This window comes from Microbacterium sp. Z6_144 (genome assembly GCF_057197625.1).
Genome location: NZ_JBXVPT010000001.1, coordinates 1,524,354 through 1,549,457, shown reverse-complemented (window position 1 = coordinate 1,549,457; position 25,104 = coordinate 1,524,354). Strand labels below are relative to the sequence as shown.

Genomic DNA, 25,104 nt, shown 5'->3' with positions numbered 1-25,104 from the left:
CGGGTGCGCAAACCCCCAGTCTGGAGGACGAGTGTCGGACGCGGTCGATCCGGTGGGAGCGCTGCTTCACGTGCTGGATCTGAAGGATGCCGGCGCCCGGACCACGGAGGACATCTTCACCGGACCATCGCACACGATGCCCAATGGGCGGGTCTACGGCGGACAGGTGCTCTCGCAGTCGGTGGTGGCCGCGGCACGGACGCTCCCGGCCGACCGGATGATCCACTCGATGCACGGCTACTTCCTCCGCCCCGGAGACGTGAACTCCGCGATCACGTTCTCCGTCGATCGCATCCACGACGGCCGGTCCTTCTCCACGCGCCGCACGCAGGCGTTTCAGGCAGGGGTGCCGATCTTCTCCATGATCGCCTCGTTCCAGGACGACGATCCCGGCGTGGACCACCAGGAGCCGATGCCGGACGTACCGGCACCGGAAGACCTCCCCGATCCCGCGCTCGGGCCCGAGGCGCAGCATCCGATGACGAAGCACGTGTTCGCCCAGCGGCCGGTCGACCTGCGGCACATCCCGTCGCCGATCTACTTCGAGGTCGACGGTGATGCCGCCCCTCGGCAGGCCGTGTGGATGAGAGCGCGCCGGCGCCTCCCGGATGACCGCCTCCTGCACCGCGCCGCCCTCGGCTACCTCAGCGACCTCACCATCCAGGAGCCGATCCTCCGCGCTCACGGGGTCGCGTGGTCCCACCCCGGGCTGAAGGTCGCGAGCCTCGACCACGCGATGTGGTGGCACCGCGACGCGCGAGTGGATGAGTGGCTCCTGTACGTGCAGGAGTCCCCCAGCGCGCGCGGCGGGCGGGGCCTTGCCACCGGACGGATCTATACGCGCGACGGCGTGCTGGCGGCGAGCGTGGCGCAGGAGATCATGGTGCGGGTCCCTCAGGACTGACCGCGGCGCCGGTAGTCGATCGGGTCGCCCAGGAACGGCGTCCAGGCCGCGCGCTCCTCGTCGCTCCAGCGGATCGGACGACCGGTGGCGGTGTCCACGATCACGACGACGGCGGTCGCCCGCGCATAGAGCACCGGCGGATCGACCCCCAGCGGGCTGTACACCTCGAAGCACACGTCGGCGCTCGACCCCCCGATGCGGCCGATCCACAGCTGCACATCCAGCGGCCGTTGCCCGTACGGAACGGGCCGGTAGTACTCGATCTCCTGGCGGGCGATGAGCGTCGCGCGCGGTCCGCCGTTCTCGAGGACGTCCATGTCGAACACGGCGGTGGGCAGCGCCGCATCGGTGCCGTCGCCCCGCCAGAACGCGCGCAACCGGGCTTCTTCGAGCACCTTGAGCATCGACGTGTTGTTGACGTGCCCGAGCGCATCCAGGTCGCCCCACCGCAGGTGGATGGGGACGTGAAGCCTCGGCCCGTCAGTCACGCGTGAGCTTGCGGTACGTCGAGCGGTGCGGGTTGGCCGCATCCGGTCCGAGGCGCTCGATCTTGTTCGCCTCGTAGGACTCGAAGTTGCCCTCGAACCAGTACCACTTGTCGGGGGCGTCCTCGGTGCCCTCGTACGCCAGGATGTGCGTCGCGATGCGGTCGAGGAACCACCGGTCGTGAGTGATCACCACGGCGCATCCGGGGAACTCCAGCAGCGCGTTCTCCAGGCTCGACAGCGTCTCGACGTCCAGGTCGTTGGTCGGCTCGTCCAGGAGCAGCAGGTTGCCGCCCTCCTTGAGGGTGAGCGCGAGGTTCAACCGGTTGCGCTCACCACCGGAGAGTACCCCTGCCTTCTTCTGCTGGTCGGGCCCCTTGAAGCCGAACTTCGACACGTACGCCCGCGAGGGGATCTCGATCTTGCCGACCGTGATGATGTCCAGGCCGTCGGAGACCACCTCCCACAGCGACTTGTTCGGGTCGATGTTCGATCGCGTCTGGTCGACGTAGCTGATCTTCACCGTCTCGCCGATCTTCAGGTCGCCGCCGTCGAGCGGCTCGAGGCCGACGATCGTCTTGAACAGCGTCGTCTTGCCGACACCGTTCGGACCGATGACGCCGACGATCCCGTTCGGCGGAAGGCTGAAGCTCAGGCCGTCGATGAGCGAGCGGCCGTCGAAACCCTTCTTGAGGTTCTTCGCCTCGATGACGACGCTGCCCAGGCGCGGCCCCGGGGGGATCTGGATCTCCTCGAAGTCGAGCTTGCGCGTGCGATCGGCCTCCGCGGCCATCTCCTCGTACCGCGCCAGGCGCGCTTTCGACTTGGTCTGCCGGCCCTTCGCGCTGCTGCGAACCCATTCGAGTTCGTCCTTCAGGCGCTTCGCGAGCTTGGCGTCCTTCTTCCCCTGGACGTCCAGGCGCTCGGCCTTCTTCTCCAGGTACGTCGAGTAGTTGCCCTCGTACCCGATCAGGCGGCCGCGGTCGACCTCGGCGATCCACTGGGCGACGTGGTCGAGGAAGTACCGGTCGTGCGTGACGGCGATGACCGCACCCTTGTAGGCCTGGAGGTGCTGCTCGAGCCACTGCACGCTCTCGGCGTCGAGGTGGTTGGTCGGCTCGTCCAGGAGCAGCAGATCCGGCTTCTGCAGCAGCAGCTTCGCCAGCGCGACGCGACGCTTCTCACCACCGGAGAGCGGGGCGACGGCGGCATCGCCCGGAGGGGTGCGCAGCGCGTCCATCGCCTGCTCCAGCTGCGAGTCGAGGTCCCAGCCGTCGGCGGCGTCGATCTCCTCCTGGAGCGTGCCCATCTCGGCCAGCAGCGTGTCGAAGTCGGCGTCGGGATCGGCCATGAGGCCGGAGATCTCGTTGAAGCGGTCGAGCTTGGGCTTGATCGCGACGCCGTCCTGGATGTTCTCCAGCACGGTCTTGGACTCGTCGAGCACGGGCTCCTGCATGAGGATTCCGACGGAGTACCCCGGACTGAGCTTCGCCTCCCCGTTGGACGGCACGTCCATCCCGGCCATGATCTTGAGGATCGTCGACTTGCCGGCCCCGTTCGGGCCCACCATGCCGATCTTCGCGCCGGGGAGGAACGCCATCGTGACGTCGTCCAGGATCAGCTTGTCGCCCACGGCCTTACGGGCGCGCACCATCGAGTAGATATATTCCGCCATAACCTGTCCAGTCTACGGTCCGGCGGCCCGGGGCCGTCGCGTCACCAGTCGATCGGGCGGGTGTTACCCACGAGACACCCGCCGGACTGCAACCCCGGCATGACCGCGGTGACCGGTTCGCCGGTGGCCGGCCCGACCTGCCCGATGAGGCATTCCTCGCCCCACCGCACCGAGAACTGGATGCTCTCGGCCGCATTGCCCACCGTCGTCTGGTCGGGGGTCACCTGCATGGCCGCCTTGTCGAAGCCGGCGGCGGTGAGCGCATCGACGTACGCGCGTCCGGCCACCTGCTCGGGCCCCGACCACACCGAGCGCACGATGTCCGTGAAGTAGGGCAGGTTGTCCGCGGCCGTGCCCTCGGGGGCCAGCATGGGCCCCGTCGGGGTGGGCGCCGCCGCCGAAACCACCGGATCGGGTGACGCCGTGGGCGTGGGCGCCGGCTCGGGCGCGCACCCGCTCACGACCCCGACGGCGATCACCGCTGACAGGAGCGCGAAGACACGCCGGTGCATGAGCGTTCGGGCCACGCCACGAGTCTAGGCGGGCTTCAGAACGGAGTGTCGTCCCCGCCCCCACCCGGCCGGGACGCCCCCGCCTCCGCCCCCACGAGGGACGGCGGCGCGGCGGGGATGGCCCAGCCGCTCTCGTCCGTGGCTCCCGTGGTGGCCCGCTCGCCGGGGTGGTCCGAGGCCTGCGACGGGGTTTCGGACGCCGAGCCGTCGGTTTTCCGATAGGCCGTGGTCCCCCACAACAGGTCGTGCCCGATCGCGTCCGCATCGATCTCTGCACTGGTGCCGCGTCTCGTGCCGTTGTCCCAGTCGCGGAGCCGCAGCCGACCGGTGACCACGACGCGGTCGCCGCGGTGCAGCGACGCATACGCATGCTCGCCCAGCCCGCGGAAAGCCGACACCGTGAAGAAATTCGTGTACTGCTCGACCCACTTCTCCGACGCGCGGTCGTACCGGCGATGGGGCGACGCGACGCGGAACGAGGTGACGCGCACCCCCTCCGAGACGGTCCGCTGCTCGGGCTCGGTGGCGATGTTGCCGGTGACGGTGATGATTTCGGTCATGTCGCATCCTCTCTTCGGATGCTCCGGTGACCGCGTGCCCGTCGGACACCGGAGCTGCGACCATCGTCTCGGCATCCCGCCGTGCGAACCCGCGCGAAGCGCACTCCTGGGGACACCGCCTCCCGGAGCGTCGCTGTGGAGGAGGATCAGACGTCGACGAGATAGTCCGCGAAGCGCGCACGCACCTTGTTGACCTTGGGGAGCGCCACGGCGAGGCAGTACCCCTGCGTGGGGTTCTTGGCGAAGAAGTCCTGGTGGGCATCCTCGGCCGGGAAGAACGCGCCGAGCGGCTCGATCGTCGTGACGATGCCCCCGTCCCACCACGACGTGGCCCGATCGCGTGCCGCCTCGAACAGCGCCCGCTGCTCGTCATCCGCGGGGAACATGGCGCTGCGGTACTGCGTGCCGATGTCGTTGCCCTGACGGTTCAGCTGACGCGGGTCGTGCATGGTGAAGAAGGCGTCCAGGATGACCTCGGCCGAGATCTCCTCGGGGTCGAAGGTCACCGCGACCGCTTCGGCATGCCCGGTGCGCCCGGAGCACACCTCCTCGTAGGTCGGGGCGTCGGTGACTCCCCCGGTGTAGCCCGAGACCACCGCCGTCACGCCGCGAAGCGCGCGGTACGCCGCATCCAGGCACCAGAAGCACCCGCCTGCCAGCACGAACGTGACCATTCATCCTCCTCGACCTCGCGCATCCAGGCTACGCGCGCAACCCGCACCGCGGTGGATGTCGGAGGGGGTGCTTAGCGTGGAAGCATGATCTGGACCGACACGCCCGAGCTGCAGGCGCCCTCCTGGGCGCGCCTGAGCCGCGTCGCGCGCGGCCGATGGAGGGTGACCGACCGCTCCGGCCGGGTGGTCGGTCACGTCCACTCCGTCATGACCGAGAGCGGGTGGCGATATGCCGCCGAACGCTTCTCCCCCGCGTCGCGCAGCTTCCGCCGTCTCGGTGAGTTCTGGACCCCCGACGAGGCCCTGGACTGCCTGCGTTACCAGCGGTGAGCGGGCGCTACACGACGGCGTCGAGGTGTTCGACCCGGCTGAGCGGCGAACCGGCCAGCACATCGCGCCAGGTCTCGGCCAGGATGCTCGCCGCCCGCACCAGTTCGTCGGCGGGGCCGGTGAAGGGGATGCGGAGGTGGCGGTCGTGTCCGCCCTCCACGGCGAAGCGCGAGCCCGCCGACAGATAGAGCCCGCGCGAGCGCGCCGCGAGTACCAGCGGCGAGCTGAGGGGCGCGTCCAGCTCGACCCACAGCGCCAGCCCACCGCCGACACGGGGCACACGCCACTCCGGCAGGAGGTCGGCCAGAGCCGCCGACAGGGCATCGCGACCGGCGCGGAGGTGATCGGCCCGCTGCGCGATCACCTCGTCCATGCGCGGGAGGACGGCCGTCGCCACCGCCTGCTCGAAATCGGGGGTGCCCAGATCGTGCATCGGACGTGCGGCTGCGAGACGTCGGATCGTGTCGGCCTGGGCCCTGACCCACCCCACGCGCAGCCCACCCCACACGGTCTTGCCCAAGGATCCGATGCGGATCACGCCCGCGTCACCCGCATAGGGATCGGAGCGGTCGACGTCGATGGCGAGGTCGGCGGTGGTCTCGTCGATGACCACGAGGGTGCCCGACCGCTCGGCGGCAGCGCGGAAGGTCTCGACCTCGGCCGGCGTCATCGTCCGCCCGGTGGGGTTCTGAAACGCCGGCATCAGATACGCGAGGACGGGAAGGGTGCGCGCGAACGCCTGCATCGCGCGGTCGAGGTCCCATCCCCCGTCGGTGGTCACCGGCACCCCCACCATGCGCGCACCGGCGCGGCGGAAGGCATCGGCGGCGTGAGGATAGGTCGGTGTCTCGATGAGCACGCGGTCGGCGCGTCCCAGCAGCACCGAGGCCAGCAGGTGGATCGCGCTCTGCGCACCGGCGGTGATGAGGATCTCGTCGACCCGCGTGGGGATGCCCCGCACCCGATAACGCTCGGCGACCGCGTCGCGCAGGGCGAGATGGCCGACGATGTCGTAGCCGCGCCGGGCGACGAGGGTCGTGGCGGTGGCGGCTACCTCGGCGAAGACACCGGCCAGGCCCGGCCACGCCGGCGGGGACGCCTGCTGCAGGTCGATGGCGTCGTCGACCCCCGGCCGGATTCCGGGATCGCGGCGCGCCAGGGGAAGCGTCACGCTGCCCGAACCGCGGAGGCTCCGGATGTGGCGGGTGTCGCGCAGGCTGCGGTAGGCCGCGGCGACCGTCGTGCGGCTGACGCCCAGCGCCGTGGCAAGCTCCCGCTCCGCCGGCAGGGCGGTGTGCGCGGCGAGCCGGTTGTCGAGGCAGAGGAGGCGGACGGCGTCGGCGAGGGCTTCGTAGACCGGTTCACTGCTGCGCCACCCACCGAGGGCCGCGGCGAGGGCGCGAGCGGAGATCCGAGAGTCCATGGAGGCCACGGTAGCGGAATTGGACTCTGGCGAAAGGACCAATCCCCCGCTGAGATGGATGCATGCCACGCCGCGTCCTGCAACTGCTCGTCGGCCTGGTGCTGTACGGGTTCGGGTGCGCACTGACCGTCGCCGCCGGGCTCGGCGTCGACCCGTGGACGGTGCTGGCCGAGGGGCTGTCACGGCGCACCGGCATGGGGGTGGGCTGGGTGACGAACCTGCTCGGCGCCGCGGTGCTCCTGGCGTGGATCCCGCTCCGCCAGCGCCCCGGCGTCGGCACGCTCGCGAACATCGCGCTCGTGGGAACCAGCATCCAGGCCACCCTCGCCGTCGTGGGGCAACCGGAAAGCGTCCTCGCACGAGTCTCGATGCTGGGGCTGGGCGTGCTGTCGGTGGCCGTCGCGTCGGGGCTGTACCTCGGCGCCCACTTCGGGCCCGGCCCCCGCGACGGCCTCATGACGGGGCTGCACGCGCGCCTCGGGGCACCCATCTGGCTGTGCCGGCTCAGCGTCGAGGGCACCGTCCTGGTGCTCGGCTGGTGGCTCGGCGGCACCGTGGGCATCGGCACCGTCGTGTTCGCCCTGTGCATCGGACCTCTCGTGCACGTCGCGCTGCCGCTCTTCGACGTTCCCGCGGATCGCCGGGGCGTGGCGCTCGTCCCCGCGCCGCCTGTCGGGGGACGCTGACGACGCCGAATGCGGGGGGCTCAGTGCTCGCGGTACTCGGGCGGCTCGGCGCCGGGCTTGAGGTGCGACTGCAGCGCGCGCTTGGCGATGTCCATCGAGGGATATGTCCCCAGCGGCGTCGCGGCTCCCGCCATCTGAACCGTGTAGCCCGCGGCGTCCTTCTGGATCTTGCCGACCGCCCCGGCCGGTCCGTAGGCCACCCAGAGTCGGCGCGTGGTCGTTTCCGTCATCGTCGCTTCCTTCCTGGTGCGCTTTGACCGTACGCCGCATCCGCAGGGGGCACCAGTGCACCCGCGCCCACGCATCGGTAACCTGGGAGCCGACCCCCAGTAGCTCAGTGGATAGAGCAGCGGCCTTCTAATCCGTTTGTCGCACGTTCGAATCGTGCCTGGGGGACGCGTGCACGGCCCGGCTCGCCCACCGTCGTTAGGATGGTCGGCATGGTGGGAGCTTCCGAGAACGACCGCCTCGTGTGGATCGACTGCGAGATGACGGGACTCGACCTCGCCGTCGACGAACTCGTCGAGATCGCCGTCGTGGTGACCGACTTCGAACTCACGGTGCTCGACGCCGGGTTCCAGATCGTCATCAAGCCAGACGAGTCCGCGCTGGCGAACATGAGCGAGTTCGTCACGAACATGCATCGGTCCTCGGGCCTGCTGGAGGAGATCCCCTCTGGCGTCTCCCTGGCGGATGCGGAGTTCCAGGCGCTGGAGTACATCCAGCGCTTCGTTCCCCTCGAGGGGAAGGCGCCGCTGGCCGGCAACACGATCGGCACCGACCGCATGTTCCTCGCGAAGTACATGCCCCGCGTGGATCGATGGTTGCACTACCGCAACGTCGATGTCTCCAGCGTCAAGGAGCTCTCCCGCCGGTGGTTCCCGCGTGCCTACATCCACGCACCGGCCAAGAACGGCGGCCACCGCGCCCTCGCCGACATCCACGAGTCGATCCGAGAACTCGCGTATTACCGCTCCGCGGTCTTCGTTCCGGAACCCGGACCGACGAGCGACGGCGCGCGCGCCGCGGCGGCAGCAGCGGTGTCGGCGTACCCCTTCTCGGTATGAGAGAATATTCTGGTTGTTCCGCAGCCGCGGAGCGCATGGTGGGTATAGCTCAGTTGGTAGAGCGCGGCCTTGTGGTGGCCGATGTCGCGGGTTCGAGCCCCGTTACTCACCCCAATACGTCCCGCGAGGGGCGATGACCGAGTTCGATCCCGCAACCATGGATGCCGAACGGTTCGAGCAGCTCGTCGTCGACGAGCTCGATCTGCTGCCGGACGACATGGTCGGGGGGCTCGACAACGTCGTCTTCGTCGTGGAGGACCGCCCGGAGGACGGCTCCCTCGACCTCCTGGGCCTGTACGACGGCTGGTCGCTGACCGAGCGCGACCGGTACGGCAGCGCAGGGGAATTGCCCGACCGCATCATCCTCTATCGCGAGTCGCACCTGGCGGTGTGCGACACCCTCGAGGAACTGCGCGACGAGGTGCACACCACGCTCGTCCACGAGATCGCTCACTTCTACGGCATCGACGACGAGAGACTGCACGAACTGGGGTGGGCATGAGCGGCACGCTGCTCGACGAAGACGTGCGGCTGGACCGCGCGGCCGAGGCCGACCGTCCGTGGCAGACCGTCGTATGGAACGACCCCGTCAATCTCATGAGTTACGTGGTCCACGTCTTCCGTGAGTACTTCGGGTACTCCGTGGCCGAAGCGACGCGGCTGATGCGGGCGGTTCATCACGAGGGACATGCCGTGGTGTCCGAGGGACCTCGGGAGCAGATGGAACTGCACACCTCCGCAATGCACGACTACGGCCTGTGGGCCACCGTGCGGAAGGCACCCGAATGACCGGGGGGCGCCTGCTGGTGCTCGAGCTGACGGTCATCGAGGTGGCCCACCTCGCGGCGATCACCGGCCAGTTCCTCCAACTCGTCGACGACCCCGAGGCCACCGCATCCCCCGACCCGGCCGTGGCTCGGCTGACACCCGACGCCTACCCCGACGACCAGGAGGCGTCGGGAGACTTCCGGCGGCTCACCACGGGCGACCTGCTCGACCGCCGTGCGCGCGACGCTCGCACGGTGCTCGGCACGCTGGCACAGCACGGACCCGTTCCCGCCGTCGACGACCTGGACGAACGCACGGCCCTGCGGGTGCTCGCGGTGACGCTCGACGGAGACGAGACGCAGGCCTGGCTGCGCACGCTCGCGGCGGTCCGGCTCGTGATGGCCTCCCGGCTGGGGATCGAGAGTGAGGACGACGACCCGGGCGATGACCCCCGCGCCGTGCTCTACGACTGGCTCGGGCAGCGCCTGGAGGCGCTCGTGGCCGCCGTCGACAACGGCTGAGCAGCCTCCTGCCGGTAGGCTCGACGGTTATGGCCACCGGTGCGACAGTCCACAGCTTCGCCGTACAACTGGCCGACGTCGACCGCGGGATCTACGAGGATGTCGCGCTGCGGGTGGCGCGCCATCCGTCCGAGACCGCCCCGTTTCTCCTGACGCGCGTGCTGGCGTACTGCCTCGAGTTCGAAGAGGGAATCGCCTTCAGCGAAGGGATTTCCACCACCGACGAACCGGCCGTCCTGGTCCGCGATGCGACCGGACGCCTCACCGCCTGGATCGAGGTGGGAGCACCGGATGCTGCGCGCCTGCACTACGGGAGCAAGCTCGCCGACCGCACGAAGGTCTACACCCACCGCGATCCCGCGAAGGTGGCCGCTGCGTGGGCTGGCAAGCGCATCCACGATGCCGGCACGATCACCCTCCACAGCTTCGACCCCGGCTTCATCGACGCCGCCGCGGCGCTGCTGGAACGACGGAACGCCCTGACCGTGTCGGTCACCGAGCACCGCCTGTACGTGGAGATGAACGGCACGACGCTCGAATCGGCCGTCCACGACCACGCGGTGCAGTAGCGCCACCCCGCGCGATAGGCCCTCAGGGCAGGGCGACCGTGACCGTCGCCTGCGCCACCGGGTCATCGGCGGCGAGGTGCGCATCCTCTTGGGCCGCCCACCGCCCCCAGTAGGGCCGATACCCGTCGCCATCGCGTTCCAGCGCCCGGGAGCGGCGGGAGTGCTCCGGGGCGTCGAGCCACACCCGCACGTCGCCCAGGAGCGCGGTGCGGGGGGTCAGGAGCCCGGAACCTTCCACGATCAAGGGCAGCGAGGGGTCCACCGCGTGGGCCTCGGCGCGTTCGGACCCGTCCCAGTCCCAGCGCTGCCAGACACCGACCAATCCTCGGGCGTGCGGGACGAGCACGGAGGTGCGCGCGTATTCGACGCCCTCGGCCAGCCCGTCCCACCCGGGGTACAGGCTGTCCAGGGCGACCAGCTGCACCCTCCCCCGCTGCGGCCAGCGGGCGACCAGAGTCCGGGCGAACGATGTCTTGCCCGCTCCGCTGCGCCCGTCGATGAGCACCACGGGGTTGGCGGCCGCGACGGCACGAACCTGTTCCACCACCGCGTCGACGGCGGCGGCGAGGGCCTGGGCGAACGGGTCGGGCCTACTTCTTGAGGGCTCGGATGACACGGCTCAGGGCGCGGCCGGTGACCCACACGAAGGGGATCGCGACGGCGAGGAACGCGACGACGTTCGGTTCGAAGCGCAGGTCGTCACCGCGGCGGATGTACGCGCCCACAGGGACGGAGTAGCCGCCGCCACCACCGCCGCCGTTGCCGGCCTCATCCTCGCCGCCACCGAACCCGGTCCACGTGAGGGCCACGGGCACGAGCCGCACGCCGTCGACGTCCTGCTGCTCTCCGTAGGCGGCGGTGACGCCGAATTGTGCAGCCTGCGAGCCGAGGTCCAGTGCGATGTTGGGCATGGCTCCACCGTACCGTCCGCGACTCCACCTGCCCAGGGTCAGTCGCCCGCGGGGGGAAGCGGATGCGACGGTAACGAGCCGCCGTCGCGCCGTGGGCCCAGGAGCGCTGCGCGGGTCACGGCCCCCCGCCCGAAGCGCGCGGCGGCTCCGTCGAGCGCATCCTCCACGGCACGCCATTCCTCGTCGTCGTCCCACAGGCCGAGGGGCCCCGCGGCGGAGCGCAGCTTCTCTCCGCGCACGCCCACCAGCCGCACGGGAAGCGGCCGCGCGATGCCGTCGAACAGCTCGATGGCCGCTTCCCCGATGCGCTGCCCCACCGCGGTGGGCTCGGCGAGCGTGCGGGATCGGCTCAGGGTCGTGAAGTCGGAGAAGCGCACCTTGAGCGCCACCGTCGCCGTCTCCACCCCCTGGCGGCGCAGTCGCGCGCCCACCCGATCGGCGAGCCGGCGCAGCTCCACGTGCAGCACGCGGGTGTCGGAGATGTCGTCGGCGAAGGTCTCCTCGTGGCCGATGCTCTTCTCCACGTGCTCGGTGTGGACCTCACGGGTGTCGATGCCATGAGCCAGCTGCCACACGCGCTCGCCCATCGCCGGCCCGAGTGCGCGGTCGAGCATCGGGCGCGGGGAGGCGAGCACATCGGCGACGGTGCGGATACCCCGCGCCTCGAGCGCCTCGGCAGCCTTCGGTCCCACCCCCCACAGCGCGCGCACCGGGCGGGCGGCGAGGAAGCTCAGGGTGTCGGCGGCGGCGACGATGAGCACGCCGTCGGGTTTGCTGATCGTCGAGGCCATCTTCGCCACGTGCTTGGTGGATGCCCCGCCCACACTGCAGGTGAGGCCGGTCTCGTCGAGCACACGCTCACGCAGCATCCGGGCGATCTGACGCGGGCTCCCCCACAGTCGGCGCGCGCCGCGCACGTCGAGGAACGCCTCGTCGATCGACAGGGGCTCCACGAGCGGCGTGAAGTCGCGGAAGATCGCCATCACGCGGCGGGAGAGCTCGGTGTACCGGTCGAAGTGGGGCATGACGACAATGGCGCTGGGACACAGCCGGAGCGCCTGCGACACCGGCATCGCCGAGCGCACCCCGAAGCGACGGGCTTCGTACGATGCGCTGGAGACCACGCCCCGCCCCTCCGGTGCTCCGACGATGATCGGCTTCCCGCGGAGGGAGGGGTCATCGAGCACCTCGACCGACGCGTAGAAGGCGTCCATGTCGACGTGCAGAATGCCCGCGCCGGTGTCGTCGGCGCCGTCGGCGGAGACGATCCGCCCCGTGCCGTCACCGCGTCCCATGCATCCATTCTCCCCGCCGCCGCCGACACTCGGCGACGCACCGGCGCAGGAAGAACGCCCGGATCAGGGCCGGAGGACTCCGGCTACTCCTGAGCGGGCGTTTCTTCTGACGCGGGCTACTGCGCGGCGCGCTCGAGGACGAGTTCGCGCACGCGCGCGGCGTCGGCCTGGCCCCGCATGGCCTTCATGACCGCGCCGATCACGGCGCCGGCCGCCTGAACCTTCCCGTCGCGGATCTTCGCCAGCACGTCGGGCTGGGCCGCCAGGGCCTGGTCGATGGCGGCCAGGAGCGCGCCGTCGTCGGACACGACCGCCAGGCCGCGCGCATCCACGACCTCCTGCGGGGTGCCCTCCCCGGCGATGACGCCTTCGAGCACCTGGCGGGCGAGCTTGTCGGTCAGCGTGCCCGCGTCGACGAGCATCTGGAGGGCGGCGACGTTCTCCGGCGAGACGAGGTCGGTCGCCTCACGGTTCTGGGCGTTCGCGATGCGGCTGATCTCACTCATCCACCACTTGCGCGCCGCGGCGGGCGACGCGCCGGCAGCCACCGTGGCACCGACCTCCGCGAGCAGGCCCGCGTTGACGACGCCCTGGAAGTCGATGTCGGCGAAGCCCCACTCGCCCTGCAACCGGCGGCGGCGGGCGGCCGGCGGCTCGGGCAGGGCCGCGCGGAGTTCTTCGATGAGCTCCTCGGAAGGAGCGACGGGGAGCAGGTCGGGCTCGGGGAAGTACCGGTAGTCATCGGCGTCCGACTTGGGCCGGCCGGGCGACGTGGTGCCGGTGTCCTCGTGCCAGTGACGGGTCTCCTGGATGATCGTGCCGCCGGCGGCGAGGATCGCCGCCTGGCGCTGGATCTCGTACCGCACCGCGCGCTCGACCGATCGCATCGAGTTGACGTTCTTCGTCTCCGTGCGCGTGCCGAGCTTCTCCTGGCCGCGCGGACGCAGGGAGACGTTCGCGTCGCAGCGCAGGTTGCCCCTCTCCAGCCGGGCCTCGGAGATGCCGAGGGACAGGACGATGTCGCGGATCGTCTGCACGTAGGCCTTGGCGATCTCGGGTGCGCGATGCTCGGCGCCGAAGATCGGCTTGGTGACGATCTCCACGAGCGGCACACCGGCACGGTTGTAGTCCACGAGGGAGTACTCCGCGCCCTGGATCCGACCGGTCGAGCCGCCGACGTGGGTCAGCTTGCCGGCATCCTCCTCCATGTGGGCGCGCTCGATCGGCACGGTCACGAGGGTGCCGTCGGGCAGCTCCACCTCGACGGAGCCCTCGAAGGCGATGGGTTCGTCGTACTGCGAGATCTGGTAGTTCTTGCCGAGGTCGGGATAGAAGTAGTTCTTCCGAGCGAAGCGGCTGGAGGGAGCGATCGAGCACCCCAGCGCGAGCCCGAGCGAGATCGAGAACCGCACCGCCTGCTCGTTGACCACCGGCAGCGCACCGGGGAGCCCCATGTCCACCGGTGCGACGAGGGTGTTGGGAGCAGCGTCGTGGTTGTCGGAGTGGGCGGGGTTCGGCGCTCCGGAGAACATCTTCGTGCGCGTGTTCAATTCGACGTGCACCTCGAAGCCGAGCACGGGCTCGAACCGCTCCAGTGCCTCATCGAAGCCCATCAGCGTGTCTTTCGCCATCAGCGGCTCCCTCCGTTCGGTCCCTGAGCTGGTGGAAGGGCAGGTGCGCGGTCCAGCAGCGGACCGCCCCACTCCTTCACGAGCAGCGTCTCCAGAGCGGCGCCCACGCGGTACAGGCGGGCATCCTCCCGCGCCGGAGCGAGGAATTGGATGCCGACGGGCAGCCCGTCCTCCGCAGCCAGGCCGGAGGGGATCGAGATCCCCGGCACGCCGGCGAGGTTCGCCGGGATCGTCGTGACGTCGTTGAGGTACATCTGCAGCGGGTCATCGATCTTCTCGCCGAAGCGGAAGGCCGTCGTCGGGGCCGAGGGCGTCGCGATGACGTCCACCTGCGCGAAGGCGGCGTCGAAGTCGCCCTGGATGAGGGTGCGCACCTTCTGGGCGCTGCCGTAGTACGCGTCGTAGTATCCGGCCGACAGCGCGTAGGTGCCCAGGATGATGCGGCGTTTGACCTCGTCGCCGAAGCCCGCGTCGCGGGTGGCGGCCATGACCTCCTCCACGGTGGCAGTGGCGTGCGGGGTGACCCGCATCCCGAACCGCACCGAGTCGAACTTCGCCAGGTTGCTGGAGGCCTCCGCCGGGAGGATCAGGTAGTACGCGGCGACTCCGTACTCGAAGTGCGGCGCGCTGACCTCGACGATCTCGGCGCCCTGGGCCTCCATCGCCGCGAGCGCATCGCGGAACGACGACGCCACGCCCGCCTGGAAGCCGCTGTCGGGGAGTTCGCGGATGACACCGACCTTCAGTCCCTTCAGGACCTCCCCGGTGGCGCCGTCGCGCGCGGCGTCGGCGAACGACGGCCACGAGTCGGTGAGCGAGGTCGCATCGTGCGGATCGTGTCCGGCGATGACGTCGTGCAGGAGCCCCGCGTCCAGCACCGTGCGCGTGACCGGCCCGACCTGGTCCAGGCTCGAGGCCAGCGCGATGGCGCCGTAGCGGCTGACACCGCCGTAGGTCGGCTTCATCCCGACCGTTCCGGTGACGTGCGCGGGTTGGCGGATGGAGCCGCCCGTGTCGGAGCCGAGGGCCAGCGGCGCCTCGAACGCGGCCACCGCCGCCGCCGATCCGCCGCCGGAGCCGCCGGGGATCCGGTCGCGGTCCCACGGGTTGCGCGTCGGGCCGTAGGCGGAGTGCTCGGTGGAGGACCCCATGGCGAACTCGTCCATGTTCGTCTTGCCCACCGGCACGAGGCCGGCCGCGCGAGAGCGCGCGACGACCGTCGCATCGTACGGCGAGAGGTACCCCTCGAGGATCTTCGACCCGCTCGTGGAGGGCATGTCGGTCGTGACCAGCACGTCCTTGATGGCCAGCGGCACGCCGGCGATCGGGCCGAGCTCCTCGCCGGCTGCGCGACGGCGGTCGATGTCGGCGGCGACGTCGAGGGCTCGGGCGTTGACGTGCAGGAAGGCGTGCAGGTCGCCGTCGACGGCGGCGATCCGGTCGAGGTGCGCCTGTGTGGCCTCCACGCTGGAGACCTCCCCGGAGGACAGGCGCGCGGCGAGGTCGGACGCGCTCAGGCGCGTGAGGTCGTCGGTCACTGCTCCTCCCCCAGGATCGCGGTCACGCGGAAGCGGTTATCCGCCGCATCCGGGGCGTTCTGCAGCACCTCGTCCAGGCTCAGCACGTCGCTCGGCACGTCGGTGCGGAACACGTTCTGCAGCGGGATCGGGTGACTGGTCGCGACGACGTCGGGGGTGGCGACCTCCGACACCTTCGCGATGTTGTCGACGATCACGTCGAGCTGACCGGTGAGGCGCTCGACCTCCTCGTCGCTGAGCTGGATCCGGGCGAGCACACCGAGGTGGCGCACGAGATCGGGGGTGATTTCAGACACGCTCCCAGTCTAGGTTCTGGCCGCGATCGCTCCGATGCACGCTCGGCGCCCCCGCGCGCCCGGAGGGGGATCCCCGCGGACGAAATAGGGTGGCGGGATGACGATGACCTACGATCCGCCGCGGCCCTGGATTCGCAGCTACGCGGAGGGTGTGCCCGCGGACCTCGACCCGGTCTCCGGATCACTCGGCGACATCGTGACAGCATCCGCGCGCGGCTACCCGGATGCCCCGGCCCTGGAGTTCTTCGGGCGCACCACCTCCTACCGCGAGCTCGAGGACCAGATCGCCCGCGCCGCGGCAGGCCTGCGCGCTCGGGGCGTGCGCGCGGGCGACCCCGTCGCCATCGTGCTGCCCAACTGCCCGCAGCACATCGTGGCGTTCTACGCCGTGCTGCGCCTGGGCGGCGTGGTCGTGGAGCACAACCCGCTCTACACCCCTCGTGAGCTGCGCAAGCAGTTCGAGGATCACGGTGCCAAGCACGCGATCGTGTGGAGCAAGGTGGTCGGCACTGTTCAGCAGTTCCCCGACGACCTGCGCGTGGACACCCTCGTGTCCATCGACGTGACGCGTGCCATGCCGTTTCGCACGCGCGCCGCGCTGCGTCTGCCCATCGCACGGGCCCGCGAATCGCGTGCTGCTCTCCACGCCAAGGTCTCCGGGACCACGACGTGGGAGGACCTGCTGCACGCGGAGCCGCTCCCGGCGAGCTACCCGCAGCCGGCGACCGACGACCTCGCGATCATCCAGTACACCAGCGGCACCACGGGCACACCCAAGGGCGCCGCACTGACCCACCGCAACCTGCTCGCCAATGCCGCCCAGGTGCGGGCATGGGTGCCGTTGATCCGCCGCGGCGAGGGATGCGTGGTGTACGCGGTGCTGCCCATGTTCCACGCGTACGGCCTGACCCTGTGCCTGACGTTCGCGATGTCGATGGGCGCGCGACTGGTGCTGTTCCCGCGTTTCGATCCCGATCTCGTGCTCGCCGTGACCAAGAAGCATCCGGCGACGTTCCTGCCGCTGGTCCCTCCGATCGCCGAGCGCCTCCTGACCGCATCGCGGGAGAAGGGTATTCCGATCGCCGGCACCGGGATCGCCATCTCGGGCGCAATGGCTCTCCCGCATGAGCTCGTGGTGCCGTTCGAGGATGCGTCGGGCGGCTACCTCGTCGAGGGGTATGGCCTCAGCGAGTGCTCGCCGGTGCTCATGGCCAATCCCGTCGCGGACAACCGCAAGCCGGGAACCGTCGGGCTCCCGATTCCGGGCACCGAGTGCCGTGTGGTGGACCCGGAGGACCCGCGGGTGGACGTTGCGCCGGGCGAACGGGGCGAACTCCTGGTGCGCGGGCCGCAGGTGTTCAGCGGCTACTACGGCAAACCCGAGGAGAGCGAGGAGGTCTTCGTCGACGGGTGGTTCCGCACCGGCGACATCGTCACGATCGACGACGAGGGTTTCGTCCGCATCGTCGACCGCATCAAGGAGCTGATCATCACGGGCGGATTCAACGTCGCCCCCACCGAGGTCGAGTCGGCCCTGCGGCAGCACCCCCACGTGGCGGACGTCGCCGTCGTCGGGTTGCCCAGCGACCACTCCGGGGAAGAGGTGGTCGCCGCGGTCGTCGCCGACGGCGAGGGCGAGATCGACGTGGAGGCCATCCGCACGTTCGCGCGCAGCATCCTCACGGCCTACAAGGTGCCTCGGCGGATCTTCGTCGTGGACGAACTACCGCGTTCGATGATCGGCAAGGTGCTGCGCCGCCAGGTGCGGGAGAGGCTCCTCGCTCTCACCTCCGGTCGCTGACGCCGGCCGCTCGGACACGTCCGGCCCGTCGTGCTCCCGGCCGGTCCCTGAGCCTGTCGAAGGGGCCGGCCGGAACTCTAGAGCGGCAACGTCGGACGCTTCGACAAGCTCAGCGACCCACTCCCTCCCCCGCTACACCCCGGCCGGTCCCTGAGCCTGTCGAAGGGCCCGGCCAGTCCCCCGAAACGCCGAGGCCGGTCCCTGAGCCGTCGAAGGGTCCGGCCCGTCAGCCCGCGTCCGGTGCGATCGCGTCGAGCGCTGCGGGACCTTCCGTCACGAGGACGTGGAACTGAGCGGCGTCGATGATGCGCAGGCCCAGTTCCTCGGCCTTGCCGAGCTTCGACCCCGCTCCCGGTCCCGCGGCGACGAAGTCGGTCTTCTTCGAGACGCTGGATGCCGCCTTGCCGCCGGCGCGGAGGATCGCCTCCTGGGCGCCCTCGCGCGTATACCCCTCGAGCGAGCCGGTGGCGACCACCGTGACCCCGTCGAGGACCCCGCCGCCCTCGGCCGCCGCTCCGGGCCCGGGGTGGCCGGGCGTCGTCAGTTGCGCGCCCGCCGCAGTCCAGCGCTCGACGATCTCCCGGTGCCAGTCCACCGCGAACCAGTCGGTCACCGCATCCGCGATGATGCCGCCCACGCCGTCCACGGCGGCGAGCTCGTCCCGCGAGGCTGCGCGGATGGCATCGACCGACCCGAACCACTGTGCGAGGGCGCGCGCAGCGACCGGGCCGACGTGACGGATGTTCAGCGCCACGAGGAAGCGCCACAGCTCCTTGGTCTTGGCCTTCTCCAGCTCCTCCAGGAGCGTCACCGCCTGCGCCGACGGCTGCGGTCCGGTCGCGCCGGTTTTCTTCTCCGCGGCACTGGGATTGCGCCGGAACGGCGCCCGCCGCACGGGATCGCCGGTCTTCTCATCCACACGCGGCTCGCCCGTTTCGGTGTCGCGGACGATCACCTCGATCGGCACGAGCTGGTCGAGCGTGAGGTCGAACAGCCCGGCCTCGGTCTCCAGCGGGGGCTCCTCGGGCACGCTCGGCTGGGTCAGGGCGGCCGCGGTCACCTCGCCGAGCGCCTCGATGTCGAGCGCGCCGCGCGAGCCGATGTGCTCCACCCGTCCGCGCACCTGAGCGGGGCACGCCCGCGTGTTGGGGCAGCGCAGGTCGATGTCGCCCGCTTTCGCCGGGCTCAACGGGTAGCCGCATTCCGGGCACTCGGTGGGCATGACGAAGGCGCGTTCGCTGCCGTCACGCAGTTCCACGACGGGGCCGAGCACCTCGGGGATGACATCACCGGCTTTTCGCAGCACCACGGTGTCGCCGATGAGCACTCCCTTGGCCTTGACGACGTCCTGGTTGTGCAGCGTGGCCTGGCGCACGACGCTGCCGGCGACCCGGGCGGGGGCCATCACGGCGAACGGCGTCGCGCGGCCGGTGCGCCCCACGGACACCACGATGTCCAGGAGCTTCGTGTTGACCTGCTCCGGCGGGTACTTGTACGCGATCGCCCAGCGCGGCGCGCGACTGGTGGCGCCCAGCTCGTCATGCAGCGCCAGCTCGTCGACCTTCACCACCACGCCGTCGATCTCATGCTCGACGGCGTGGCGGTGCTCGCCGTATTCGGTGACGAATTCCAGCACGCCGTCGATGTCATCGGAGGTGCGGAAATAGGGGCTCGTCGGCAGTCCCCACTCCGCCAGCAGGCCGTACACCTCGCTCTGCGACGACACCGGGGGCGCCGGCCACGCCCCGATGCCGTGCACGAACAGCCGCAGCGACTGCAGGCGAGCCCTCCCGGCCTCCAGTTCCAGTCCGCTTTTCTTCTCCAGCTGCTGCCGGAGTCCGCCGCTGGCGGCATTGCGCGGGTTCGCGAAGGCGGGGAACCGTCGAGCGGCGCTGCGGGTCGCCTTCTCCTCGTCGCCGCCGCGGGCGAGGGAGTCCGCCAAGACCCGTTCACGCAGGCGAGCCTGAAGAGCGTTGAGTTCGTCGAAGGCCGCTACCGGGATGAACACCTCCCCGCGCACCTCCACGAGCGGCGGGTGGCCCGTACCGGAGAGGCGCTGCGGGATCCCTGCCACCTGCAGCGCGTTTCCGGTGACGTCCTCGCCCACGCGCCCGTCCCCGCGGGTGGCGGCGGAGGTGAGGACGCCGTTCTCGTAGCGCAGGCTGATCGCGAGTCCGTCGATCTTGAGCTCGGTGAGCCAGCGGATCGGCCGGCCCGCGGAGGCCGCGGTCTTCACGCACCAGTCACGCAGTTCGTCGGAGCTGAAGACGTTGTCCAGGCTCAGCATCCGCTCGGCATGCTCGATCGGCGCGAACATCGTGCTCTCGGCGGCGCCCACCGACTGCGTGGGGCTGTCCTGCCCCTGGAGTTCGGGATAGAGCCGCTCGATCTGCTCGAGCCGCCGCATCCACTCGTCATAAGTGGCGTCGTCGACGATCTCCGCATCACGCCCGTAGTAGGCATCGCGCGCGTCGACGATGCGCGTGGTGAGCTCTGCCGCCTGCGCGCGCGCCTCGTCGAGGGTCAGGTCGGGGAGTTGGTCACCGTTCGCCACCCGGCCAGTCTAGGGAGGGCCACCGACGCCACCCCGCCCTTGCGCATGTCTCACTTCCGGCACCACATGTCTCACTATTCGCCGGAATCGGGCCCGCACACTGCAATTGGTGAGACATGGATGGCGCGGGCCGGCACCGCCGGGCGGACGAACGCGGGCGGCAGGGGAACCGCGCCGGCGGGGGCACGGGCTCAGGCGGGAACCGGTACCGCAGAAACCGTGCGGTCGATCGTGAACTGACCGATCACGCGGGTGCCGTCATACAGCACCGCGGTCTGCCCGGGTGCCACGCCATCGAACGGCTCGTCGGGCGTCACCGCCAGGGTGCCGTCGGCCCACACCGCCCGTGCGGGCACGGGATCGGCGTGCGCCCGGATCTGCACGTGGCACGCGAAGGCGCCTTCGCGGGGCGCGCGGCCCGCCCACGTGTACCGGCTGCCGGAGATCTCCGCGGTGGCCAGGGCCTCCTTCGGCCCCACGACGACCGTGTTGCTCACCGGGCGCACTTCGAGCACGAAGCGGGGCTTGCCGTCGGGAGCGGGCGTGCCCAGCTGCAGTCCGCGGCGCTGCCCCACGGTGTACGCGGCGGCGCCCTCGTGAGAGCCGACCACGGCGCCGGTGCGGTCGACGATGGCGCCCTGTTCGGCGCCCACCTTCTCGGCGAGCCACCCCCGCGTGTCGCCGTCGGGGATGAAGCAGATGTCGTGACTGTCGGGCTTCTGCGCGACCGTCAGGCCGCGCGCCTCGGCCTCGGCACGCACGAGGGCCTTGGACGGCGTGTCCCCGAGGGGGAAGTAGGTGTGCGCGAGCTGCTCGGCGGTGAGGACGCCGAGGACGTAGGACTGGTCCTTCGCCGCATCCGATGCCCGATGCAGCTCGCGGCCGTCGGGCCCGTCGACCAGAGCGGCATAGTGCCCGGTACAGACCGCATCGAAACCGAGCTCGAGCGCCCGCTCCAGGAGCGCGGCGAACTTGATGTGCTCGTTGCACCGCATGCAGGGGTTGGGTGTGCGACCCGCGCGGTACTCGGCGATGAAATCGTCGATCACGTCTTCGCGGAAGCGCTCGGAGAAGTCCCACACGTAGAACGGGATGCCGAGGCGATCGGCCGCGCGGCGCGCATCCATCGCGTCCTCGATCGTGCAGCATCCGCGGCTGCCGGCACGAAGGGTCCCCCCGGCGCGGGAGAGGGCCAGGTGCACGCCGACGACGTCGTGTCCCGCCTCCACGGCCCTCGCGGCCGCGACGGCGGAGTCGACGCCACCACTCATCGCCGCCAGGATCCGCATGCCTCCCAGTCTACGAGCGGCACCTCTGTACGGGCGCCGGGTGCGCCGCCAGCTCCCGGCGTGCCCGGCGGCGGCCGGATCATCTCGGCCGCTGCCGTTCAAAACTCAGGAGATTCGGCGCTGTACCGGCCCGTCCGGCCCGTCCCCTCGGCGTGTCTCCTGAATTTTGAACGTGTCCGGCGGGGCGTCAGCGGCCAGGGGCCAGGGGCCAGCGGCGAGCGCGGGCGGCGGCCAGGGATCAGCGGCGAGCGCGGGCGGCGGCCGATGCGGCGCGCGCGTACGCGTCCGGAAGGGCCGCGAGGAACGCCGCGACATCGTCGTCGGTGGAGGTGCGCCCCAGCGTCAGGCGGAGCACCGAGCGCGCCTCTCGGTCGGTGCGTCCGAGGGCCAGCACGACGTGCGACGGTTCGGCGACGCCGGCCTGGCACGCCGATCCCGTCGAGACGGCGATCCCGGCCTGATCCAGGAGGAACAGCAGCGTCTCCCCCGCCGCATCCGGAAACAGCACGTGCGCGTTGCCGGGCAACCGGTCCACCGGATCTCCCAGCACCTCGGCGCCGGGCACGCGTTCCCGGATGCCCCGGAGGAGCGTGTCGCGCAGGGCCGACAGACGCGCGGCCTCCGCCTCCCGCTCCGCTTCGGCCAGTTCGGCCGCCACGGCGAACGCAACGGCTCCGGCCACATCCTGGGTTCCCGCCCGGAGGCCCCGCTGCTGGCCGCCGCCGTGCACGAGCGGCCCCAGTCGCACCGAACGCGACGCCACGAGCGCCCCCACACCGACCGGTCCGCCGACCTTGTGCGCCGACAAGCTCAGCGCCACCAGCCCCGCACCGTCCGCGGCGTTTCCCCGCCACGCCGCGAAATCGATGGGCACATGACCGAACGCCGAGACGGCGTCCAGGTGCAGGGGCACGCCCGCGTCGGCGGATGCGGCGGCCAGCGCCGCGGCATCCTGGACGGTGCCGACTTCGTTGTTGGCGACCAGAGCGGTGGCGAAGGCCGCATCCCGTGCGGCGGCGCCGAAGGCGTCGGGGCGGATCCGGCCCACCGCATCCAGCGCGACCCGTGAGAGCACCGCGCCCTCGTGTCCGACCAGCCACGCGATCGCGTCCAGGGTGGCGTGGTGCTCACCGTCGGGGAGGACCACGGTGCCCGGGCGGTCGCCGCGTCCCCACCACAGGCCCTTGACGGCCGTGTTGATCGATTCGGTACCGCCGGAGGTGAAGACCACCTCCACCGCGTCGCTGCCGATCACCGCCGCCAGGCGCTCGCGGGCCTCCTCGAGCAGGCGGCGGGCGGCCTGACCGCCGCCGTGGATCGAGGACGCGTTGCCGCCGACGGATGCGGCCGCGAGCCACGCGTCGCGCGCCTCATCCCGAAGCGGCGTCGTCGCGGCATGGTCCAGATAGACCGACATCGCCACCTCCCGCCGTAACGCGCCCGACCCACGGCGTAACTACTGTAGAACGCATGGAGCGGCTCGACCCCCCTGCGCGACGACCCGCTCCGGTGGGCGTGGAGAGCGCCGCCTTGGACGACCTCGGGGTCAGGCAGGGTCCCGACGGCGGAACCCTGCGCGTGTGGTCGGCCCATGCCGACGCGATCGAACTCGTGATCTTCGACGACACCGACCTGGACTGGGCGGTGGCCGCCCTCCCGCTGTCCGACGTCGGCGGTGGCGTGTGGACGGTGACGACGGAGCTCCTCCGCCCGGGAGCCCGGTACGCGGTGCGCGCCGACGGCCCGGTGGGCGCGGGCCAGCTGTTCAACCGCGAATCCCTCCTCCTGGATCCCTACGCGCGCGGCATCGTGACCGGCGGCTACGGCGACCACCGGGGCGTCGTGGTCGACGGGTCCTTCGATTGGGGAGGCGTGACGAAACCGGGCGTGCCGCTGGATCGCACCGTCATCTACGAAGGCCACGTGAAGGGCCTCACCAAGAAGCACCCGGGCGTCCCGCCCGCCCTTCACGGGACGTACGCGGGGCTCGCGCACCCCGCGATGATCGACCATCTCCTCCGGTTGGGGATCACCAGCGTCGAGCTGCTCCCCGTCCACGCGTTCGTGACCGAGCCCCGCCTGCTCCACCTCGGGCTCGCCAACTACTGGGGGTACAACACCCTCAACTTCTTCACGCCCCACTCCGCGTATGCCACGTCCGAGAGCCAGCGCGGAGGACCCGAAGCCGTGCTCCGCGAATTCAAGGGGATGGTGCGCCTCCTCCACGAGGCGGGTCTGGAGGTCATCCTCGACGTGGTGTACAACCACACCTCGGAGGAGGGGGTCGGCGGTCCGCGGACGAGCCTGCGGGGACTGGACAACCGCTCCTACTACCGGCAGACCGACGACGGCACGTATGTGGATGTCACCGGATGCGGCAACGCCGTCAACACCGCGACCGATGCCGCCGCACGACTGGTGCTGGATTCGCTCCGCTACTGGGCGAACGACGTGCAGGTCGACGGGTTCCGCTTCGACCTCGCCGCCACGCTCGGACGCGACGCCGGACACGTGTTCACCCCCGACCATCCGCTCCTGCGCGCCATCATCGATGACCCGGCGCTGGCGGGAGTGAAGAAGATCGCCGAGCCGTGGGACGTCGGGTTGGGCGGCTGGCAGACGGGCAACTTCGGCACCGGATGGCACGAGTGGAACGACCGCTATCGCGACGACGTCCGCAACTTCTGGCTCAGCGACGTCGACTACGCCCGCCGCGCCGACACGTCCCCCGCGGGTATCGGCGGGTTGGCCACCCGCCTTGCCGGTTCCTCCACCACGTTCGGCACCGAGCGCGGTCCCCTCGCCGGCGTCAACTTCGTCACGGCCCATGACGGGTTCACGCTGCACGACCTGGTCTCCTACGACGTCAAGCACAACCTCGGCAACGGGGAACAAGGCCGCGACGGTGCGGACACGAACCGATCCTTCAACCACGGGATCGAAGGGCGCACCGACGACGAGCGGATCCTCGCCACGCGCCGGAGGGCCATGCGCAATCTCCTCGGAACGCTGCTGCTGTCGGCCGGCATCCCGATGCTCACCGCGGGGGACGAGGTCGGCCGCACCCAGCGCGGTAACAACAACGCGTACTGCCACGATTCGCCCCTGACCTGGCTGTCGTGGCAGCACGCGCCCTGGCAGGACGATCTCTTCGCGCACACGCAGCGCCTCCTTCAGCTCCGCCGCGACAACCCGGCCCTGCGCCCGATACGGTTCGCCGGTGTGGGCGAGCGGACCCCCTCGGCTTCAGTCATGGAGTGGTTCGACGAGAGCGGCGAGACCATGTCGCTCGAGCGATGGACGAACCCCGCTCACCGGACGCTGCAGTACGTCGCCGCATCCACCCCGGAGCACGAGGCGCCCAACCGCATCCTGCTCGCCGTCCACGGGATCGAGGCGCCTGTGGACGTGACCCTCCCGCAGCTCGCCGGCGCGGAGCGGTTCGTCTCGCTCTGGTCCAGCGCGGACGAACGCCCGCATACGGACGCGAACGCGTACGCACCAGGCGACGTCGTGACCATGCCGGGCACATCGATGCACCTGTTCCGCGTCCACTGATCGCACCACCGGTCGCTTGTCAACCGTCCGCGGTGCTCCCGCGTCGGCCGCGACGCC

General features: G+C 70.7%; 26 protein-coding genes and 2 tRNA genes. 12 read left to right on the top strand and 16 right to left on the bottom strand.

What is annotated here, in order from left to right:
* Window positions 1-31 precede the first annotated feature (31 nt).
* Window positions 32-904 (top strand): acyl-CoA thioesterase, encoded by an 873-nt coding sequence (locus AC2DGY_RS07605; protein ID WP_484509088.1) that lies wholly within the window; start codon window positions 32-34, stop codon window positions 902-904.
* Here the strand turns inward: AC2DGY_RS07605 and AC2DGY_RS07600 are convergent.
* The 5 genes from AC2DGY_RS07600 to msrA form a co-directional block, all read right to left on the bottom strand.
* Window positions 895-1,434, bottom strand: a complete 540-nt coding sequence (locus AC2DGY_RS07600; RefSeq protein ID WP_484509087.1) for an acyl-CoA thioesterase — start codon at window positions 1,432-1,434, stop codon at window positions 895-897. The two genes, AC2DGY_RS07605 and AC2DGY_RS07600, sit on opposite strands and share 10 nt — an antisense overlap.
* Window positions 1,385-3,064, bottom strand: coding sequence for an energy-dependent translational throttle protein EttA (gene ettA, locus AC2DGY_RS07595; RefSeq protein ID WP_484509086.1), 1,680 nt, complete (start codon window positions 3,062-3,064; stop codon window positions 1,385-1,387). Before ettA ends, AC2DGY_RS07600 begins: the two co-directional genes overlap by 50 nt.
* A gap of 41 nt (window positions 3,065-3,105) precedes the next feature.
* Window positions 3,106-3,591, bottom strand: coding sequence for a DUF6993 domain-containing protein (locus AC2DGY_RS07590; RefSeq protein ID WP_484509085.1), 486 nt, complete (start codon window positions 3,589-3,591; stop codon window positions 3,106-3,108).
* A gap of 20 nt (window positions 3,592-3,611) precedes the next feature.
* On the bottom strand, window positions 3,612-4,136 hold the full coding sequence (gene ssb, locus AC2DGY_RS07585; protein WP_484509084.1) for a single-stranded DNA-binding protein: 525 nt from the start codon (window positions 4,134-4,136) through the stop codon (window positions 3,612-3,614).
* A 146-nt stretch (window positions 4,137-4,282) separates the two neighbouring features.
* Complete coding sequence (msrA, locus tag AC2DGY_RS07580) at window positions 4,283-4,810, bottom strand: peptide-methionine (S)-S-oxide reductase MsrA (protein WP_484509083.1); 528 nt, start codon at window positions 4,808-4,810, stop codon at window positions 4,283-4,285.
* Between the two features lie 84 nt (window positions 4,811-4,894).
* Between msrA and AC2DGY_RS07575 the strand changes: the two genes are divergently transcribed.
* Window positions 4,895-5,140: a hypothetical protein gene (locus tag AC2DGY_RS07575; RefSeq protein ID WP_484509082.1), complete on the top strand. Its 246-nt coding sequence runs from the start codon at window positions 4,895-4,897 to the stop codon at window positions 5,138-5,140.
* A 7-nt stretch (window positions 5,141-5,147) separates the two neighbouring features.
* Here the strand turns inward: AC2DGY_RS07575 and yczR are convergent, their stop codons facing one another.
* Entirely contained in the window at window positions 5,148-6,563 is a 1,416-nt protein-coding gene (yczR, locus tag AC2DGY_RS07570) for a MocR-like transcription factor YczR (protein WP_484509081.1), read from the bottom strand.
* A gap of 62 nt (window positions 6,564-6,625) precedes the next feature.
* On the opposite strand from yczR, the gene yczE reads away from it, so the two are divergent.
* Complete coding sequence (gene yczE, locus AC2DGY_RS07565) at window positions 6,626-7,249, top strand: membrane protein YczE (protein ID WP_484509080.1); 624 nt, start codon at window positions 6,626-6,628, stop codon at window positions 7,247-7,249.
* 20 nt (window positions 7,250-7,269) lie between these two features.
* On the opposite strand, the gene AC2DGY_RS07560 is transcribed toward yczE, so the two are convergent.
* Window positions 7,270-7,479 (bottom strand): methyltransferase, encoded by a 210-nt coding sequence (locus AC2DGY_RS07560; RefSeq protein WP_484509079.1) that lies wholly within the window; start codon window positions 7,477-7,479, stop codon window positions 7,270-7,272.
* Window positions 7,480-7,572: 93 nt separating this feature from the next.
* Here AC2DGY_RS07560 and AC2DGY_RS07555 point away from each other — a divergent pair.
* From AC2DGY_RS07555 to AC2DGY_RS07525, 7 genes are all read left to right on the top strand, one after another.
* Window positions 7,573-7,645 (top strand) — tRNA-Arg (locus AC2DGY_RS07555).
* Between the two features lie 44 nt (window positions 7,646-7,689).
* A complete protein-coding gene (gene orn / locus AC2DGY_RS07550) occupies window positions 7,690-8,316 on the top strand; it encodes an oligoribonuclease (RefSeq protein ID WP_484509078.1) in 627 nt (208 codons plus the stop codon).
* Window positions 8,317-8,354: 38 nt separating this feature from the next.
* Window positions 8,355-8,430, top strand: a tRNA-His gene (locus AC2DGY_RS07545).
* Between the two features lie 19 nt (window positions 8,431-8,449).
* Window positions 8,450-8,818: a metallopeptidase family protein gene (locus AC2DGY_RS07540; protein ID WP_484509077.1), complete on the top strand. Its 369-nt coding sequence runs from the start codon at window positions 8,450-8,452 to the stop codon at window positions 8,816-8,818.
* Window positions 8,815-9,105 carry an ATP-dependent Clp protease adapter ClpS gene (gene clpS, locus AC2DGY_RS07535; protein WP_484509076.1) on the top strand — a complete coding sequence of 97 codons (291 nt, stop codon included), beginning with the start codon at window positions 8,815-8,817 and terminating at the stop codon, window positions 9,103-9,105. The genes AC2DGY_RS07540 and clpS overlap by 4 nt, the downstream gene beginning before the upstream one ends.
* The gene (locus tag AC2DGY_RS07530; protein WP_484509075.1) at window positions 9,102-9,605 is read left to right on the top strand and encodes a DUF2017 family protein; all 504 of its coding nucleotides are present in this window, start codon (window positions 9,102-9,104) and stop codon (window positions 9,603-9,605) included. The genes clpS and AC2DGY_RS07530 overlap by 4 nt, the downstream gene beginning before the upstream one ends.
* A 29-nt stretch (window positions 9,606-9,634) precedes the next feature.
* Window positions 9,635-10,174, top strand: a complete 540-nt coding sequence (locus AC2DGY_RS07525; RefSeq protein WP_484509074.1) for a YaeQ family protein — start codon at window positions 9,635-9,637, stop codon at window positions 10,172-10,174.
* A gap of 22 nt (window positions 10,175-10,196) precedes the next feature.
* Here the strand turns inward: AC2DGY_RS07525 and AC2DGY_RS07520 are convergent, their stop codons facing one another.
* The 6 genes from AC2DGY_RS07520 to gatC all read right to left on the bottom strand — a co-directional run bounded on the left by AC2DGY_RS07520 (window position 10,197) and on the right by gatC (window position 15,845).
* Window positions 10,197-10,790, bottom strand: coding sequence for a sigma 54-interacting transcriptional regulator (locus AC2DGY_RS07520; protein WP_484509073.1), 594 nt, complete (start codon window positions 10,788-10,790; stop codon window positions 10,197-10,199).
* A complete protein-coding gene (locus AC2DGY_RS07515; protein WP_484509072.1) occupies window positions 10,765-11,085 on the bottom strand; it encodes a hypothetical protein in 321 nt (106 codons plus the stop codon). Before AC2DGY_RS07515 ends, AC2DGY_RS07520 begins: the two co-directional genes overlap by 26 nt.
* A 38-nt stretch (window positions 11,086-11,123) precedes the next feature.
* Window positions 11,124-12,380, bottom strand: a complete 1,257-nt coding sequence (locus AC2DGY_RS07510) for a DNA polymerase IV (RefSeq protein WP_484509071.1) — start codon at window positions 12,378-12,380, stop codon at window positions 11,124-11,126.
* A gap of 116 nt (window positions 12,381-12,496) precedes the next feature.
* Window positions 12,497-14,011, bottom strand: coding sequence for an Asp-tRNA(Asn)/Glu-tRNA(Gln) amidotransferase subunit GatB (gene gatB, locus AC2DGY_RS07505; RefSeq protein ID WP_484509070.1), 1,515 nt, complete (start codon window positions 14,009-14,011; stop codon window positions 12,497-12,499).
* Window positions 14,011-15,549 (bottom strand): Asp-tRNA(Asn)/Glu-tRNA(Gln) amidotransferase subunit GatA, encoded by a 1,539-nt coding sequence (gene gatA, locus AC2DGY_RS07500; RefSeq protein ID WP_484509069.1) that lies wholly within the window; start codon window positions 15,547-15,549, stop codon window positions 14,011-14,013. The genes gatB and gatA overlap by 1 nt, the downstream gene beginning before the upstream one ends.
* The gene (gene gatC, locus AC2DGY_RS07495) at window positions 15,546-15,845 is read right to left on the bottom strand and encodes an Asp-tRNA(Asn)/Glu-tRNA(Gln) amidotransferase subunit GatC (RefSeq protein ID WP_484509068.1); all 300 of its coding nucleotides are present in this window, start codon (window positions 15,843-15,845) and stop codon (window positions 15,546-15,548) included. The genes gatA and gatC overlap by 4 nt, the downstream gene beginning before the upstream one ends.
* Window positions 15,846-15,948: 103 nt before the next feature.
* Here gatC and AC2DGY_RS07490 point away from each other — a divergent pair, with 103 nt between their 5' ends.
* Complete coding sequence (locus AC2DGY_RS07490) at window positions 15,949-17,646, top strand: long-chain-fatty-acid--CoA ligase (RefSeq protein WP_484509987.1); 1,698 nt, start codon at window positions 15,949-15,951, stop codon at window positions 17,644-17,646.
* A gap of 226 nt (window positions 17,647-17,872) precedes the next feature.
* On the opposite strand, the gene ligA is transcribed toward AC2DGY_RS07490, so the two are convergent.
* The 3 genes from ligA to AC2DGY_RS07475 all read right to left on the bottom strand — a co-directional run bounded on the left by ligA (window position 17,873) and on the right by AC2DGY_RS07475 (window position 22,906).
* Window positions 17,873-20,200, bottom strand: a complete 2,328-nt coding sequence (ligA, locus tag AC2DGY_RS07485; protein WP_484509067.1) for an NAD-dependent DNA ligase LigA — start codon at window positions 20,198-20,200, stop codon at window positions 17,873-17,875.
* Between the two features lie 191 nt (window positions 20,201-20,391).
* Window positions 20,392-21,489: a tRNA 2-thiouridine(34) synthase MnmA gene (mnmA, locus tag AC2DGY_RS07480; RefSeq protein WP_484509066.1), complete on the bottom strand. Its 1,098-nt coding sequence runs from the start codon at window positions 21,487-21,489 to the stop codon at window positions 20,392-20,394.
* Between the two features lie 238 nt (window positions 21,490-21,727).
* Complete coding sequence (locus tag AC2DGY_RS07475) at window positions 21,728-22,906, bottom strand: cysteine desulfurase family protein (RefSeq protein WP_484509065.1); 1,179 nt, start codon at window positions 22,904-22,906, stop codon at window positions 21,728-21,730.
* Between the two features lie 53 nt (window positions 22,907-22,959).
* Here AC2DGY_RS07475 and glgX point away from each other — a divergent pair, with 53 nt between their 5' ends.
* A complete protein-coding gene (gene glgX, locus AC2DGY_RS07470) occupies window positions 22,960-25,047 on the top strand; it encodes a glycogen debranching protein GlgX (RefSeq protein ID WP_484509064.1) in 2,088 nt (695 codons plus the stop codon).
* Window positions 25,048-25,104 lie beyond the last annotated feature (57 nt).

Coding starts and splice junctions, on each gene's coding strand:
- ettA (WP_484509086.1), bottom strand. CDS start 3,064: ATGGCGGAATATATCTACTCGATGGTGCGCGCCCGTAAGGCCGTGGGC.
- yczE (WP_484509080.1), top strand. CDS start 6,626: ATGCCACGCCGCGTCCTGCAACTGCTCGTCGGCCTGGTGCTGTACGGG.
- AC2DGY_RS07560 (WP_484509079.1), bottom strand. CDS start 7,479: ATGACGGAAACGACCACGCGCCGACTCTGGGTGGCCTACGGACCGGCC.
- msrA (WP_484509083.1), bottom strand. CDS start 4,810: ATGGTCACGTTCGTGCTGGCAGGCGGGTGCTTCTGGTGCCTGGATGCG.
- mnmA (WP_484509066.1), bottom strand. CDS start 21,489: ATGCGGATCCTGGCGGCGATGAGTGGTGGCGTCGACTCCGCCGTCGCG.
- gatB (WP_484509070.1), bottom strand. CDS start 14,011: ATGGCGAAAGACACGCTGATGGGCTTCGATGAGGCACTGGAGCGGTTC.
- glgX (WP_484509064.1), top strand. CDS start 22,960: ATGGAGCGGCTCGACCCCCCTGCGCGACGACCCGCTCCGGTGGGCGTG.
- orn (WP_484509078.1), top strand. CDS start 7,690: ATGGTGGGAGCTTCCGAGAACGACCGCCTCGTGTGGATCGACTGCGAG.
- AC2DGY_RS07600 (WP_484509087.1), bottom strand. CDS start 1,434: ATGCGGCCAACCCGCACCGCTCGACGTACCGCAAGCTCACGCGTGACT.
- AC2DGY_RS07575 (WP_484509082.1), top strand. CDS start 4,895: ATGATCTGGACCGACACGCCCGAGCTGCAGGCGCCCTCCTGGGCGCGC.
- AC2DGY_RS07525 (WP_484509074.1), top strand. CDS start 9,635: ATGGCCACCGGTGCGACAGTCCACAGCTTCGCCGTACAACTGGCCGAC.
- AC2DGY_RS07515 (WP_484509072.1), bottom strand. CDS start 11,085: ATGCCCAACATCGCACTGGACCTCGGCTCGCAGGCTGCACAATTCGGC.
- AC2DGY_RS07530 (WP_484509075.1), top strand. CDS start 9,102: ATGACCGGGGGGCGCCTGCTGGTGCTCGAGCTGACGGTCATCGAGGTG.
- yczR (WP_484509081.1), bottom strand. CDS start 6,563: ATGGACTCTCGGATCTCCGCTCGCGCCCTCGCCGCGGCCCTCGGTGGG.
- AC2DGY_RS07540 (WP_484509077.1), top strand. CDS start 8,450: ATGACCGAGTTCGATCCCGCAACCATGGATGCCGAACGGTTCGAGCAG.
- AC2DGY_RS07510 (WP_484509071.1), bottom strand. CDS start 12,380: ATGGGACGCGGTGACGGCACGGGGCGGATCGTCTCCGCCGACGGCGCC.
- clpS (WP_484509076.1), top strand. CDS start 8,815: ATGAGCGGCACGCTGCTCGACGAAGACGTGCGGCTGGACCGCGCGGCC.
- ssb (WP_484509084.1), bottom strand. CDS start 4,136: ATGACCGAAATCATCACCGTCACCGGCAACATCGCCACCGAGCCCGAG.
- AC2DGY_RS07490 (WP_484509987.1), top strand. CDS start 15,949: ATGACCTACGATCCGCCGCGGCCCTGGATTCGCAGCTACGCGGAGGGT.
- AC2DGY_RS07475 (WP_484509065.1), bottom strand. CDS start 22,906: ATGTCGGTCTATCTGGACCATGCCGCGACGACGCCGCTTCGGGATGAG.